A 13712-nucleotide genomic window follows, 5' to 3' on the forward strand; every position below is an offset into this window, starting at 1 on the left:
AGGACTTAATTGATGAAAAGATACTTTTTTATAATTAATACAAATAACTCAAAAGCAGTTAGAGCTTTTAATCGGTTAAAAAAGGAATTAGATAAAGAAGAGATTTCATATCGGACTTTTTATACAGAGCACAAAGGTCATGCTGTTGAAATAGCTAAGAAAATTATATATATAAACAAAGATTCTATTAAAGCGATCATTGCAGTAGGCGGAGATGGGACAATTCATGAGGTGTTCAATGGGATAAAAGATCACCATGAAATCCCTCTTGGCTTTATTTCGGGTGGTTCAGGAAATGATATTGTTCGTGTACTTGCAAAAAAAATCAGAGGCAGTAAAAGTCAAATTGCCTATTTAAAAAGAAACAAGCTCATCAAAAGTGATGCCGGACTTATCCATTTGATCGGAAGAAGCATGAAGGATCAAGTTTTTTTAAGTGCGATCGGAATCGGCCTTGATGGTGAAGTTGCCAGATATACAAATGAAGCCCGTTATAAAAAGGTGCTTCATAAGTTGAGACTCGGAACTTTTGCATATGTAATTACACTATTTAAAGTTTTGAAATCCTATAAACCAGCTTCTGTGGAATTAGAGATCGATGGGCAGGTGCATACTTTTGACACAGTATGGCTTGTAGCGATTGGAAACATGCCCTATTATGGAGGGGGTATGAAAATATGCCCAAAGGCTCGTTGCAACGATGGAAGACTGGATGTGTGTGTTGTACATAATATCTCGTTAACAAAACTTCTTATGCTATTTATTTCGGTCTTTTGGGGCGGTCATGTAAAAGTGCAAGGAGTTTCACAGTTTACATGCCGTAATATTACAGTGAATACTAATAGGCCAGTTGCGATTCATGCGGATGGTGAATATAAAGGAACAACACCAGTTTCCATTGAAATAAAACCTCTGTCTGTTCCGATAAAAGTTTAAAATCTATGAATACTTGAGTGGTGAAGAAAATGAAATGGACTGACTTTTTTAATATTGCTCTTTTTTCGATCCTTTGGGTTGCGTTGATTCAAAAAAAACCAGGCATAAAAGAATGGGTGTCAGAAGTTACTAACGATAACCTTATATGGGGTATAATTATTCCAATTATCCTTTATGCAGCTTTGGTGATCGCGGGAAGAATTCTTAAAAATAAATACTTAAACGATTAATGAGAGCGGGTCATCCCTCTCTCTTTTTAATATTTACGAATAACAAAATGAATTTAAGTTCAATATGATGTAATAGCTGACTGAAGGGGTGTGAACACAGGTTGAAGAACTTTGAAGCAAAAGCTTATATTGATGACTTTTCACTAATAACAATAGTAGCTAAAAAGTCTTTTTCAATCGTCCCGTCGTTTGGTTTATTACAAGCAGATGGTATAGAACATTCCTTAACGATACTTAAACAAGAAAATTTTAACCAGCAATATATTTATAAATGCAAATCTCCTATTCAATTAGATATGGGCAAAGATTATTGGATAAAAATAAACGGAAACCAAATTCCCCTTAAAATAGGCAGTATAGTAAGGACAGAACAATTCGACACGCTCTTTTTTGATGATGGTCTACTTGGTGCTCAATATACACCTGATTACACTGTTTTTAGAGTATGGTCTCCTGTAGCTGTTGAAATGCAGATTAGGTATAAAGAATTCGGGGAATCAGATTTTTCAGAAGCGAGCATGGTAAGAACAGAAAAAGGAGTTTGGCATTTTACATTACAAGGTGACCAGCATTTAACTGAGTTCATTTATAGAGCTAAAGTTAATCACGAATGGGTCGAAGCACCAGATCCATATGCACGCTCCGTAACAATTAATGGTGAGAGATCGGTTGTTATTGATCTGCAGAAAACAGATCCTGACCAATGGCAGAGATCCGAAAAAAGAATGAATCTTCGTTCAAAAACGGACAGTATCATCTATGAACTTCATGTTAGAGATTTTACGATACATCCTGAAAGCGGCGTGAAACATAAAGGGAAATATCTTGGAATTACGGAAAGGAACACAAAAACATCCAAAGGAAACATTACGGGGCTGGATTATTTAACAAGCTTGGGTATTACTCATGTACAACTGATGCCGGTCGCGGATTTTGGAAGTGTAGATGAAACAAAACCAAATACCCAATATAACTGGGGGTATGATCCTGTTCATTTCTTTGCACCAGAAGGATCATACGCAACCGAACCAAATGACCCGGTATGCAGGATCAAAGAGCTGAAAACTTTAATTCGAACACTTCAGGACAATGGGCTTTCTGTTATCTTGGATGTTGTATTTAATCATGTATATAAATTGGAAGAGTCATCTTTTGAGAAGCTAGTTCCAGGTTATTATTTTCGATATGATGGCGGCGGCAATCCTGTAAACGGTACAGGTGTTGGCAATGATACAGCCTCAGAACGAAAAATGGTAAGAAAGTTCATTCTAGATGCGCTTTTATACTGGCTAAATGAGTATAAAGTCGACGGTTTTCGCTTTGATTTAATGGGAATACATGATGTAGAAACAATGAACATTGCTGCTCAAAAACTAAAATCATTAAACCCTGGAATTTTTCTGCTTGGAGAAGGCTGGGATTTAAATACGAATCTCGACCCAGAGAAGAGAGCTACTCTATCTTCGGCAAAAGTTCTTCCTGACTATTCATTTTTTAACGATTCTTTCCGGGATAGTGTAAAAGGAAGTATATTTCCTGGCGGTACTGCCGGGTTTATTAACGGAAATCAGGAACTTTCTATTATGGATCAAATCATGAGATCTATAAAAGGGTATGCCGGTAAAAATGATAAGTTTTTATCTGCAAAACAAAGCATCAACTATACAGAATGCCATGACAACCATACTTTATATGATCTTCTGAAAATTCGTCACCCGCATGAAAATGAGATGCAACGAAAAAAACGGCAGCAGCTTGCCCTGGCATTTACCTTGTTTTCTCGCGGCGTTCCATTTATTCATTCGGGGCAAGAATTTTATCGTACGAAGTATGGTGTTGAGAACAGCTACAATATGCCTGATCGAATAAATGCGTTTAATTGGCATGATTGTGAAAAATACGAGAACGATGTTAAGTACTTTCAAGAGCTTATAAAAATTCGCAATGAACAGCCTGTTTTTCGTGACGAAGCAGGCAGTATCATTCAATTGCATGAACTTCCAGAAGGTATTTTTGGAGTGGAAATCAATCATCCCCTAACTGATAAAAAAGTAAAGTGTTCTAATTGGCAAAAAGTATTACTTCTATTTAATCAATCTCTAAAAGCCGTAGAAATACCAATCCAGCAGGGTTCTTGGAAAATAGCAGTTGAAAACGAAAAATGTGTTATAAGAAATTTGGATTCAAATACGTATCTCATTAATCCATTGTCGTTTTCATTGTTAATTATAAAAAGATGATAATTGAAGTCGTAATATTCAAGTGCTTTTATTGATTTTTTGTGTTAAAATAATGACTTCGCAGTATTTTATTTTGATACGGAAATTTATTCTCTTTGCTGAATGAACATAAATGAAAAACGGATCTAACTAGACAAGAAGGTGAACATTTTGGAACAGATTTTGGGAGAAGATTGGCAGGTTTCCCCTGCTGGCGGAGCAACAGGAGAAGCATATATAGCTGAATACGGGAACCAAAAACTGTTCTTAAAGCGTAATTCCTCTCCGTTTTTAGCTGTTCTTTCGGCTGAAGGCATTGTACCTAAATTGTTATGGACAAAAAGACTTGGAAACGGTGATGTTATTACTGCACAGCAATGGCTTAACGGACGGGAATTAAAAGCAGCTGATATGAAGAGCAAAAACGTTGCAGAACTGTTAGCAAAAATCCATCAGTCTCAAGAACTGCTGGGAATGATGAACCGCTTAGAAAAAAAGAGACTGACTCCTGTTGATATGCTGAACGACATTCAAAAGCAGATGCGAAAAGAAAAAGATTATCTCGAAATAATTAATGATTCATTTGCTTATCTTATGGAAACTGCATCAGAAGTTGAAGTTGAGAATATGGTGGTATGTCATTGTGATGTAAATCATAATAATTGGCTCTTAAGTGATACTAACGAATTATTTCTTATTGACTGGGATGGTGCAATGATTGCAGATCCTGCTTTGGATTTAGGAATGCTTCTCTATAGCTATATTCCTTATGAAGAGTGGGATAACTGGCTGGAAATCTATGGCCAGACTTTGGATGATAATCTAGAACGCAGAATGCATTGGTATGTTCTTGCACAAACAATCAGTTCTTTTTTCTGGTATAAAGAAAAAGGACAGTCAAAGGAAACTGCCCAGTTTGCTGAAAGTATTAAGGAGCTTGCGGGGACGATTTGACAATTAAAATGTAAATCTGACACTATTTCCTAGGGAATAGTGTCTTAATATGGGTGGTGTGTCTGAATCGTATTAATCCACGATTCCAGATGTGGAAGATGATTAGATATATGTTCTTCCAAGTGCTGATGTGAGAAACCAGTATGACTATATTCATTAATATTTGTTAAAATATTTCTTACTTCTTCGTGGATTTCACCATTTTCAATCAAATGTGCAGCCAAGCGTTCAATTTGTGCACATTCTGATGGTGAACCGGCACAATCCGTGTAATGGTCTTGCAGAAGATCTCTGATTATATGCAATTGATCATTATGAGTTAATGGCATTTGCTGCACATCCTTTCAATGCATAGGTTATGGAGTTAAGAAAAAAATATCCTTGAAATATTGAACTGATCTAAATAACATCAATGAAAAAAACATATTGTAAGGCGGGAGAAATTGTTATGCGTCAACGATTTAAGCCTTGGGCTAAAGAAATATTATTGGACAACCCCGGAGTAGTATCACTTGATCCTGAATCCATGAAAGGAAAGTGGAGTTCTTACTTTGGAAATGATAATCCGATTCATATTGAAGTTGGAACAGGTAAAGGTCAATTTATAAAAGGCATGGGTAAGCAGAATCCATCCATTAATTATTTAGGGATGGAGCTTTATGACAGCATCATCATTACTGCATTGGACAGGATCTTAGAAGATGGAACATCCAATGTAAAATTAATTCGTGCAGATGCAACCCATATTTTAGATTATTTTGAAACGGGAGAAATTGATCGTGTTTACCTTAATTTCTCTGATCCATGGCCAAAGAAAAAACATGCTAAAAGAAGACTTACACATGAAAGCTTCTTAGAACGTTATGAAGCCATTCTTAAAAAACAAGGTGAGATTCATTTTAAAACGGATAATCAAGGGTTATTTGAATATTCACTTCATAGCATGTCTAAATACGGAATGATTTTTCAGGATGTAAGTCTTGATCTTCATAAAAGCGGTATGGAAGATAACGTTATGACTGAATATGAAGAAAAGTTTTCGGAAAAAGGATTTCGTATATACAGAATGGAAGCTCAATTTCGTTCGTAAAAAACTCGGTGAAAACACCGGGTTTTTCTTTTATTCCGAATCAGGTTCTTATGATACACTTGTAAAAGGAGTGAAGAGAAAGGAGATATGATAAATGGATCAGTGGAAAATCGGCGAGATAACACTAACTTGGCTGGACGGCGGAGTAACACATATGGACGGCGGTGCAATGTTTGGAGTTGTTCCAAAACCTTTGTGGGAAAAAAGATATCCCGTTAATGACAAAAATCAGATTGAGTTAAGAACTGAACCCATTCTTATTCAAGGACTTGGAGGTAAAAACATCTTAATTGAGTCTGGAATTGGTGCTGGTAAATTGACGGATAAGCAGCTAAGAAACTATGGTGTTTCAGAAGAATCTTTAATTCATAAGAGCCTTGAAAAAGAAGGTCTGACTCCTGGTGATATTGATATCGTCCTCATGACACATATGCATTTTGACCACGCATGCGGACTATCCAAGTGGCAAGAAGATAAATTGGTACCGGTTTTCGAAAACGCTGTCATCTACACATCGGAAATAGAATGGGCAGAGCTTAAAAATCCTAATGTCCGTTCTCAAAATACATACTGGCGTGAAAATTGGGAACCAATTGCCCACCAAGTCAAGACATTTGAAGAAGAGATTGTACCTATTGAAGGTATTAAGATGATACATACTGGAGGCCATAGTGATGGGCATTCAATCATCGAGCTAAATGTTGGCAGCGAAAAGATATATCATCTAGGTGATATCATGCCGACTCACGCTCACCATAATCCTCTTTGGGTTTTAGCATATGATGATTATCCAATGACATCTATTTTTGCAAAGCAGAAATGGATCAAACCTGATACATGGTATTTCTTCTATCATGACTGCATTTACAGAGCAGTAAAATGGGATAAAGATGGGAACTTATTGGAAAGAGTACCGCGTTCTCCAAAAATGTGAAAAAAAAGTCATACAATTTCCATTTTCAAGTGAATGTCGAAATCGACAAGATATGTTAAAATATGAAAGGTATGAAATTATATTTTTCTATAAAGCAATTCTAGAGGTGAATTGAAAGGGGATTAAGAAATGAAAAAACAGTTAATTGCCATGTTTACCGTATTTGCACTGTTTTTATCAATCGGTTCTTTTGCATCTGCAGACACAGCAACTGATGAAATGAAGAAAACAATTGAAAAAGGGATTAAAAGTAAGCACAAAGATTTAAAGTCAGGCTCACTGACACTATCTGACGTTCAGTCTTTTCCAAATGAAGACCCGGAGCTAGAGGCTTCTGAGGTTACAGTTGCCATTGCAAATTACGATACTGTAAGAGATAATATTTTTTATTTTGACCATACAGAAGTTGTTTTTTATGATGCAGACAAAAATGAATTATTAGCCGAAGGTGCAGTTGCAAAGGCTAATGATAAGATTAAAGATTATAAAAAGAAGCATGAATCTGATCTTGGGACTCATATGGATGTTATTGTTGTTACCGCATTATTGTTTGTTTTAATTATTGTACCGTTATTTATTCTGACAGTTTGGGAAAAGCGTCAATACCTTACTACAAAATTCAAGATTGAAAACAATCTTTACAACCAAGACAATCTTTATCGATAAAACAAAGCCCCATATTGGCTAATTAGCCAATGTGGGGCTTGTTTTTATTTTTCTTCGAGCTGTAGAAGGGTTCCTGTTTTTGCATCGATCAAAAATTCATAATGTACTGGGGCATTGCCATAACTTGAGTCAGAAAAGCCTCCTTTATAAACCGTGTATGGAAGACCAAAAACAGAAGTGCTTTCCCGATTGACTAACATCCATGAACCTGAAATGTTATAGGTTTGATTTGCTTTTTCTTTTAACATTTTTAAAGCTTTTTCAGGTGAGAGCCACTCTGTTTGTTTTTTAGTAACTGCATATCCTACTGCAGCACCTGCAAGCCCGGCAAAGATCAGGTTTCTCCATTTCATAATCATTAACCACCTTATGTAGAGTTTCTTTTCTTCTATTTTTTAGTATAACAAAGAAAAGCCTTCTTTTTCTTCTCTGTTTTTGTTAAGATACTCATGATACAGATGGAGGGTTCGAGATTCCCACCCCTCCTAAAACAAAACTAGGGAGCGTGAAGAATGATATTCCACACTCTCTGCATGTGCAGAGATTTTTTTGTTTTCGTGCTCTCCATTGAAAGGATGAACTGGAATGACCTATAAAATTCCTAAAGATGTTCAAATGCTTGACCGTGATATAAAGCGTGAGCAATTAAAATATCACAATAAACGTGTTGCAGTCTGCAAAGAATTTACGTTTGATGCAGCCCATCACCTTCACTGTTACGAGGGAAAATGTAAAAACCTTCATGGCCATACATATAAACTTGTAATCACAATGAGTGGATATGTGAACGAGATCGGTATTTCAGTGGATTTTGGTGAAATTAAAGAAATTTTTAAAACAGCAATTGATGAAAAACTTGATCATAGATACTTAAATGAAGTGCTTCCTCCAATGAATACAACTGCTGAGAATATGGTTGTATGGATGTGGGAACAGATTGATGCTGAACTAAAACAAAGAGGGTTATCGGAACAAGGGCACAGAATCGAAGAATTAAAGCTGTACGAAACTCCAACAAGCTTTGCCGTTATGAAAAGAGAATGGATGGTGGGAGAATGAAGTCGTTCGATCTGCCATCTAAAGACATCTGGAGACACTGGAAACTCCCAATGGTTGAAATTTTTGAAACAGTAGAGGGGGAAGGACTTCAGGCAGGCTATCCAACTGTATTTGTAAGAGTCTTTCATTGTAATCTGCGTTGTACTTGGTGCGATACGACTTATAGTTATGCACCTGCAAAGCCTGAATTTGAAGCATCCATTGATGAAATTATTTCAACTATTAAATCTTTCCGCTCTTCCCGTATTTGTTTCACGGGAGGCGAACCGCTCATCCATCGAGAAAAGTCTGCAGCTTTGCTCATGGCAATGGCTGATTTAGAACACATCGTAGATATCCATATTGAAACAAATGGTGCCATCGATTTAGTTCCTTTTGAAAAACTGCGTAATTCCCACCCAGAACTTCAAAGAAAAATGAGATTTGTGATGGATTACAAACTTCCTGCTTCTGGCGAAATGGACAAAATGAATTTAGGTAATTTTAAGGAACTTCAAAATCAGGACGAAATTAAATTTGTAATCGGCTCAGAAGAAGATTTTAAAATTACACAACAAGTGGTAGAGCAACATTACCGGAAAGGGCAAATTTGTGTAAGTCCAGTTTGGGAAAGTATGCCTCCAAGAAGGCTGGTGGAACTTTTATTAGAAAGTCATTTGCCGAATGCTAAGTTGAGCTTGCAGCTTCATAAAGTAATCTGGCACCCAGAAGAGAGAGGGGTTTAATTACATGAGTAAAAAAGCAGTCATTGTCCTAAGCGGAGGACTTGATAGCACGACATGCATGGGGATCGCGAAAGCTGAAGGCTATGATCTTTATCCTATAACGTTTCATTATGGACAGCGCCACAATCGGGAAGTAGAACAGGCAATAGAAGTAGGTAAGTATTATGAAGTTGCTGACCATAGAATTGTTGATCTTACTTTCTTAAAAGATATTGGCGGAAGTGCTTTAACAGATGAGACTTTAGATGTTCCAACTGAGGCTGAAGAAGGCATTCCGGTCACATATGTGCCTGCCCGGAATATGATTTTCCTGGCATTAGCGAGTGCATATGCAGAAGTCATAGGTGCTACAGCAGTTTATACAGGAGTCTCTGCTGTTGATTACAGCGGATACCCTGACTGCCGACCAGAATTTATTCATAGCATGGAAGAGACGATTAACCTGGCAACAAAAGCTGGGGTTACTGGGAAGAACATCCTTGTAAAAACTCCTTTAATTAATCTTTCAAAAAAGGAAACGATTGAAGCTGGATTATCTATTAACGTGCCTTACGAATTAACAACCTCTTGTTACAACGGAAAAGAATCGGCATGCGGTAAATGTGACAGCTGTCTGCTCCGTCTTAAAGGATTTAAAGAAGCAGGTTCTTTTGATCCCATCTCATACGAAAACTAGACAATATTCATAAACCTAGAAAACCCCTTCTGATAAAGTGTACAATAAACGTGTACATAGGATTATTTAGAAGGGGTTGTTTTGATTATGAATAAAGAAACACTCGCATTGTTTAAAACGTTGACGGAGATGCCTGCTGCACCAGGATTTGAAAGAGATCTTCGCAAATTTGTACGCCAGGAAATCGAACCGGTTTCTGATGAAATTATTCAAGACGGACTAGGGAGTATTTTCGGAGTTAAAAAGGGTAACGGCGGACCTAAGATCATGGTTGCCGGTCATATGGATGAAGTCGGTTTTATGGTTACAAAAATTACGAAGAACGGGATGCTTAAATTTCAGGAATTGGGAGGCTGGTGGAGCCAAGTTCTTTTGGCACAGCGGGTAAATATATACACAGATTCTGGAGAAGTCATCACAGGGATTATTGGATCAACCCCTCCTCATCTGCTTTCCGAGGATCAGCGCAATAGACCGATGGGCATTAAGAATATGTATATTGATATCGGAGCAGATGATGATAAAGATGCTTATACCATGGGAGTCAGACCGGGTCAGCAAATCGTTCCAATCTGCCCATTCACTCCGATGGCGAACCCTAAAAAGATTATGGCAAAAGCTTGGGATAACCGGTATGGTGTAGGTCTCGCGATTGAACTGTTAAAAGAACTTAAAGATGAAACTCTTCCAAACGAACTTTACAGCGGTGCGACAGTACAGGAGGAAGTAGGACTTAGAGGATCAAAGACGGCAGCGAACTTGATTCAGCCGGATTTATTCTTTGCGCTTGATGCGAGTCCTGCAAATGATATGATGGGTGATAAAAGTGAATTTGGTCAGCTTGGAAAAGGAGCTTTATTAAGAATCCTAGACAGAACAATGGTTACACACAGAGGGATGAAAGAATTTATCCTAGATACGGCTGAAACAAATAATATTCCTTATCAATATTTTATCTCTCAGGGCGGAACAGATGCTGGCAGTGTACACGTTTCAGGGAACGGTGTACCTTCTGCTGTAATTGGTATTTGCTCCCGTTATATTCATACACATGCTTCAATTATTCATATCGATGATTATGCAGCGGCAAAAGAATTGCTGGTTAAATTAATTAAAACTGCAGATGCTTCTACGCTTCAAACAATCTTAGAAAACAGTTAAGGATGAATGTCTAATGATAATTGGAATTGGGTCGTCAAATCCCGCAAAAATTAAAGCAGCCGATGCGTTCTTAAACTATTTTGATGATGCAAAACTCGCTGTTTTTTCTTCTGATTCACTCGTTTCTTCACAGCCATTTTCTGATGAGGAAACGAAGACTGGTGCAGTCAATCGTGCAAAAGATTGTGTACAACAAGGTGCTGCAATCGGTCTTGGTTTTGAAGGTGGAGTAATGGAAATGGAAGATGGCATGTATTTGAGTAATTGGGGAGCGGTCGCGGATAGACAAGGAAATATCCTAACTGCCGCTGGGGCCAGAATCTTGCTTCCGCCTCCAATAGTTGAGGGATTGCGTCATGGCAAGGAACTCGGACAGCTTATGGGAGAATGGACGAATGATCCAGAAATCAGGAAAAAGGATGGAGCAATCGGCGTATTTACAGCGGGACTTCTATCCAGAGGCGAAATGTTTTCTCATATTGCAACAATCCTATTAGGTCAGTATGTGTATATGAGTAAATAAGTAAAAGAAGTGTCTCGTTTTGAGTAACGGGTTCTCTTTTGGAGGAGAAAATCGTAATTCGCAAGGCTTTTTGCAGATAAAATAGCACTCTAATCGGATATGTAAATAACATCAAAAACGACCAGATTTTTGTCTGGTCGTTTTATGCACTTATTCAATTAAAGCACCTGATTGTTGAGCAACCTCAGTATTTTTCCAGCTCGTAGTTATGTGTTCTAATAATTCATTTGGCTTTACATCATAACCTGTTGCCTTTTTACCACTCCAATTAACACCAACATATAAACCATCTTCTTCCAGACCAGTTATCCATTTGTTTATAAAGTCTTCTAATTTTATCTCATAAGGTTGAAAATCCCTATAACTCTTTCCTGAAGAAATGCACCGATTGTGGAATAGGCTCTAAGAATTAAAGCTAAGCCTTTAGTTAGCATTATTCCACATTTTTATTAAAAAGGATATTTTTTGTTATGCTGATTCATATAATTTTAATGTTGAGAAATACTCAGCATCTTAACTTTATTTCCGGAAAGAGAGTCCCAATCTCCTACTCGGGGCTTTTTTCCATTCTCGTACAAAATTACATCTTTTGAGATCCTTATGAAACAATTCCAGCGAGACCTGCTCAAAAAGAGTACTACTAATCTCATGGGTGTATTAATTAACTTTGTAACCAGCTTGTCTAAACCGAATATGATAGGGGTATCAACGAATATATTTCGTGTGAAAAATGACTAAAGGATTGTGAATATGTACCAAGAAGAAGTATTGGAAATAGGGGCCAATTGTATATTGCGACTAAAGAATCGTTTTTTTCTTGTTGTAGAAATTGAGGCAGATGTTCCAGGAGTAGAGTTAGAAATTTTCACCATAGCTAGAATTGATAAGGAAACAGCAAGGAGACTGTTTGATGCGGGAATAGAAATGTGTGAAGTCACAAATAAGGTACCTAAACCAAATAAAGGAAGAGAAGTAGAATTTATCTGTATTTTTATTGACCGTGACAAAGCTTTTGCCCTTTTTGATGTAGAAGAAGGCGGAGAAGATGAAGCTGTATTCGTAAGAATATCGTTGGAAGAGGCAAAATGTGCCATTAGAAAAGGTGCAAGGCATTGCACTGTAGTTGATGCAAGGGAACATTGTTAATTATTAACTTGATTATTCCCCATTAAATCATTCTTTAAATGGAGTCCTAATATGGACTCTTTTTTGTTTATAAATATTCATCATCTTCATTTATCATTAACTATTTATTCAAAAGCAATTCTTAATCCTCTAAGTGCTATAATGCAAATCCTCTATACTCAAACAGATACAGTATATCTTCACTGCTTGTTTGTGGAATAAAAGACTAACCCTATTATATATTCTTTTTTAGCGCCGCATGTTTTGCGAGAAGAATACTCTGGGGTAGCTTGTGCTCCTGCGTCTTAGAAAAGACCCATTCAAGAAGAATGATTTACAGTGTTCTGGGCAGATTAGAAACAAAAATGTGAGGCGGATTTACTTTGAACAAACTGTTGAAGAGAATTTTACTAGTCTCTCTAATCGTTCTTGCCTGTTTCTCAGTATGGATAGGATATGAGACACGGCCTGTAGAAGGCAGGGCAGAAAAGCCTTTTATTCTTAAAGAGAAGAATGATTTTCAAAAATTAGCTGAGAATTTAGAGCAAGAAGGATTCATAAAAAATAAACTTCTTTTTTCTATATATGGAACGATGACAGGTAAAAAGTCTGAGATTGTGGCGGGTGAACATACATTAAAATATGGTTCAGACTACAAAGAATTGTTAGCAGATCTTTCTACACTGGACAGGGAAACAGAAGCTGTTGAAATGATTATTCCAGAAGGGATTACTGTCATAGAGATTGCTGACAGGTTAAGTAAAAAGGGTATCACTTCGAGAGATGAATTTATAAAAACAGCAAAGACGTGGGATAGTTTAAGGGAAGATCAACTGGAGATATTGCAGTTAGAAGATAAAAAACTGAAGAAGGGAACAAAATATGCGATGGAAGGTATTTTGTTTCCAGATACTTATTTCTTTGAAAAACAACTTGATGCTGCAGAAGTAATCCGTCAAATGACAGATCGTTTTATTGAAAAAACAGAATCTATTGATATAAACACTGACCAAACACCGTATGAGTGGGTAACACTTGCTTCGATCATTGAAAAAGAAGCCTTATTGAATAATGAAAAGCCTGTGATAGCAGGGGTTTTTATGAACAGAATTCAAGACAGCAAAAAGCTTCAATCCTGTTCAACAGTCCAGTATTTACTGGATAAACCTAAAGCAACGCTGCGCAGAAAAGACTTAAAGATAAAAAGTCCATACAATACTTATTTAAATGATGGACTGCCGCCTGGACCGATTGCTAGCCCTGATCTTCAGTCGTTAAAAGCGGCCGCAGATCCTGAGAAACATGATTATTATTACTTTGTAGCCAAACAGGACGGTACATGGAGTCATTATTTCTCAAAAACATACAAGGAACATCGTAAATACACAAAGTTAAGCGGGAATTATTAAGAGGG

17 protein-coding genes are annotated in these 13712 nt (G+C 37.1%); 14 read left to right on the plus strand and 3 right to left on the minus strand.

Annotated features, from left to right (window positions below):
• Positions 1-12: 12 nt before the first annotated feature.
• The 4 genes from ACFW35_RS05355 to ACFW35_RS05370 all read left to right on the plus strand — a co-directional run bounded on the left by ACFW35_RS05355 (position 13) and on the right by ACFW35_RS05370 (position 4339).
• Positions 13-936: a diacylglycerol/lipid kinase family protein gene (locus ACFW35_RS05355; protein ID WP_379844296.1), complete on the plus strand. Its 924-nt coding sequence runs from the start codon at positions 13-15 to the stop codon at positions 934-936.
• A 29-nt stretch (positions 937-965) separates the two neighbouring features.
• Entirely contained in the window at positions 966-1166 is a 201-nt protein-coding gene (locus ACFW35_RS05360) for a hypothetical protein (RefSeq protein ID WP_379835285.1), read from the plus strand.
• Positions 1167-1267: 101 nt separating this feature from the next.
• A complete protein-coding gene (gene pulA / locus ACFW35_RS05365) occupies positions 1268-3406 on the plus strand; it encodes a type I pullulanase (RefSeq protein WP_379844298.1) in 2139 nt (712 codons plus the stop codon).
• Between the two features lie 150 nt (positions 3407-3556).
• Entirely contained in the window at positions 3557-4339 is a 783-nt protein-coding gene (locus ACFW35_RS05370; protein ID WP_379835282.1) for a phosphotransferase, read from the plus strand.
• 44 nt (positions 4340-4383) lie between these two features.
• Here ACFW35_RS05370 and ACFW35_RS05375 read toward each other — a convergent pair whose 3' ends face one another.
• Positions 4384-4668 carry a YtzH-like family protein gene (locus ACFW35_RS05375; RefSeq protein ID WP_379835280.1) on the minus strand — a complete coding sequence of 95 codons (285 nt, stop codon included), beginning with the start codon at positions 4666-4668 and terminating at the stop codon, positions 4384-4386.
• 119 nt (positions 4669-4787) lie between these two features.
• On the opposite strand from ACFW35_RS05375, the gene trmB reads away from it, so the two are divergent.
• The 3 genes from trmB to ACFW35_RS05390 all read left to right on the plus strand — a co-directional run bounded on the left by trmB (position 4788) and on the right by ACFW35_RS05390 (position 7029).
• Complete coding sequence (gene trmB, locus ACFW35_RS05380) at positions 4788-5429, plus strand: tRNA (guanosine(46)-N7)-methyltransferase TrmB (RefSeq protein WP_379844299.1); 642 nt, start codon at positions 4788-4790, stop codon at positions 5427-5429.
• Positions 5430-5523: 94 nt separating this feature from the next.
• On the plus strand, positions 5524-6363 hold the full coding sequence (locus tag ACFW35_RS05385) for a YtnP family quorum-quenching lactonase (protein WP_379844301.1): 840 nt from the start codon (positions 5524-5526) through the stop codon (positions 6361-6363).
• A gap of 129 nt (positions 6364-6492) precedes the next feature.
• Positions 6493-7029 carry a hypothetical protein gene (locus ACFW35_RS05390; RefSeq protein ID WP_379844302.1) on the plus strand — a complete coding sequence of 179 codons (537 nt, stop codon included), beginning with the start codon at positions 6493-6495 and terminating at the stop codon, positions 7027-7029.
• A gap of 44 nt (positions 7030-7073) precedes the next feature.
• Here ACFW35_RS05390 and ACFW35_RS05395 read toward each other — a convergent pair whose 3' ends face one another.
• Complete coding sequence (locus ACFW35_RS05395; RefSeq protein WP_379844303.1) at positions 7074-7382, minus strand: PepSY domain-containing protein; 309 nt, start codon at positions 7380-7382, stop codon at positions 7074-7076.
• A gap of 232 nt (positions 7383-7614) precedes the next feature.
• On the opposite strand from ACFW35_RS05395, the gene queD reads away from it, so the two are divergent.
• From queD to ACFW35_RS05420, 5 genes are all read left to right on the plus strand, one after another.
• Positions 7615-8088, plus strand: a complete 474-nt coding sequence (gene queD, locus ACFW35_RS05400) for a 6-carboxytetrahydropterin synthase QueD (protein ID WP_379835272.1) — start codon at positions 7615-7617, stop codon at positions 8086-8088.
• A complete protein-coding gene (locus ACFW35_RS05405; protein WP_379844305.1) occupies positions 8085-8813 on the plus strand; it encodes a 7-carboxy-7-deazaguanine synthase QueE in 729 nt (242 codons plus the stop codon). The genes queD and ACFW35_RS05405 overlap by 4 nt, the downstream gene beginning before the upstream one ends.
• Before the next feature lie 4 nt (positions 8814-8817).
• Positions 8818-9489, plus strand: coding sequence for a 7-cyano-7-deazaguanine synthase QueC (gene queC / locus ACFW35_RS05410; protein WP_379844306.1), 672 nt, complete (start codon positions 8818-8820; stop codon positions 9487-9489).
• Positions 9490-9576: 87 nt separating this feature from the next.
• Entirely contained in the window at positions 9577-10650 is a 1074-nt protein-coding gene (locus ACFW35_RS05415; protein ID WP_379844308.1) for a M42 family metallopeptidase, read from the plus strand.
• Between the two features lie 13 nt (positions 10651-10663).
• Positions 10664-11173 carry a DUF84 family protein gene (locus tag ACFW35_RS05420; protein ID WP_379844310.1) on the plus strand — a complete coding sequence of 170 codons (510 nt, stop codon included), beginning with the start codon at positions 10664-10666 and terminating at the stop codon, positions 11171-11173.
• A 150-nt stretch (positions 11174-11323) separates the two neighbouring features.
• On the opposite strand, the gene ACFW35_RS05425 is transcribed toward ACFW35_RS05420, so the two are convergent.
• A complete protein-coding gene (locus ACFW35_RS05425) occupies positions 11324-11554 on the minus strand; it encodes a DUF2750 domain-containing protein (RefSeq protein WP_379847395.1) in 231 nt (76 codons plus the stop codon).
• Between the two features lie 369 nt (positions 11555-11923).
• Between ACFW35_RS05425 and ACFW35_RS05430 the strand changes: the two genes are divergently transcribed.
• Together ACFW35_RS05430 and mltG are read left to right on the plus strand one after the other, a co-directional pair.
• The gene (locus ACFW35_RS05430; protein WP_379844312.1) at positions 11924-12319 is read left to right on the plus strand and encodes a hypothetical protein; all 396 of its coding nucleotides are present in this window, start codon (positions 11924-11926) and stop codon (positions 12317-12319) included.
• Positions 12320-12681: 362 nt separating this feature from the next.
• The gene (gene mltG / locus ACFW35_RS05435) at positions 12682-13707 is read left to right on the plus strand and encodes an endolytic transglycosylase MltG (RefSeq protein WP_379844313.1); all 1026 of its coding nucleotides are present in this window, start codon (positions 12682-12684) and stop codon (positions 13705-13707) included.
• Positions 13708-13712 lie beyond the last annotated feature (5 nt).

This window comes from Fictibacillus sp. NPDC058756 (assembly GCF_042746035.1).
In the GTDB taxonomy this organism is placed as follows: Bacteria; Bacillota; Bacilli; order Bacillales; family Fictibacillaceae; genus Fictibacillus.

What these genes read in the sequence shown, in the direction of transcription:
- ACFW35_RS05390 (WP_379844302.1), top strand. Translation starts at nt 6,493, where the DNA reads ATGAAAAAACAGTTAATTGCCATGTTTACCGTATTTGCACTGTTTTTA.
- queC (WP_379844306.1), top strand. Translation starts at nt 8,818, where the DNA reads ATGAGTAAAAAAGCAGTCATTGTCCTAAGCGGAGGACTTGATAGCACG.
- ACFW35_RS05355 (WP_379844296.1), top strand. Translation starts at nt 13, where the DNA reads ATGAAAAGATACTTTTTTATAATTAATACAAATAACTCAAAAGCAGTT.
- ACFW35_RS05420 (WP_379844310.1), top strand. Translation starts at nt 10,664, where the DNA reads ATGATAATTGGAATTGGGTCGTCAAATCCCGCAAAAATTAAAGCAGCC.
- ACFW35_RS05430 (WP_379844312.1), top strand. Translation starts at nt 11,924, where the DNA reads ATGTACCAAGAAGAAGTATTGGAAATAGGGGCCAATTGTATATTGCGA.
- ACFW35_RS05375 (WP_379835280.1), bottom strand. Translation starts at nt 4,668, where the DNA reads ATGCCATTAACTCATAATGATCAATTGCATATAATCAGAGATCTTCTG.
- ACFW35_RS05395 (WP_379844303.1), bottom strand. Translation starts at nt 7,382, where the DNA reads ATGAAATGGAGAAACCTGATCTTTGCCGGGCTTGCAGGTGCTGCAGTA.
- ACFW35_RS05415 (WP_379844308.1), top strand. Translation starts at nt 9,577, where the DNA reads ATGAATAAAGAAACACTCGCATTGTTTAAAACGTTGACGGAGATGCCT.
- queD (WP_379835272.1), top strand. Translation starts at nt 7,615, where the DNA reads ATGACCTATAAAATTCCTAAAGATGTTCAAATGCTTGACCGTGATATA.
- ACFW35_RS05385 (WP_379844301.1), top strand. Translation starts at nt 5,524, where the DNA reads ATGGATCAGTGGAAAATCGGCGAGATAACACTAACTTGGCTGGACGGC.
- ACFW35_RS05360 (WP_379835285.1), top strand. Translation starts at nt 966, where the DNA reads ATGAAATGGACTGACTTTTTTAATATTGCTCTTTTTTCGATCCTTTGG.
- trmB (WP_379844299.1), top strand. Translation starts at nt 4,788, where the DNA reads ATGCGTCAACGATTTAAGCCTTGGGCTAAAGAAATATTATTGGACAAC.
- ACFW35_RS05405 (WP_379844305.1), top strand. Translation starts at nt 8,085, where the DNA reads ATGAAGTCGTTCGATCTGCCATCTAAAGACATCTGGAGACACTGGAAA.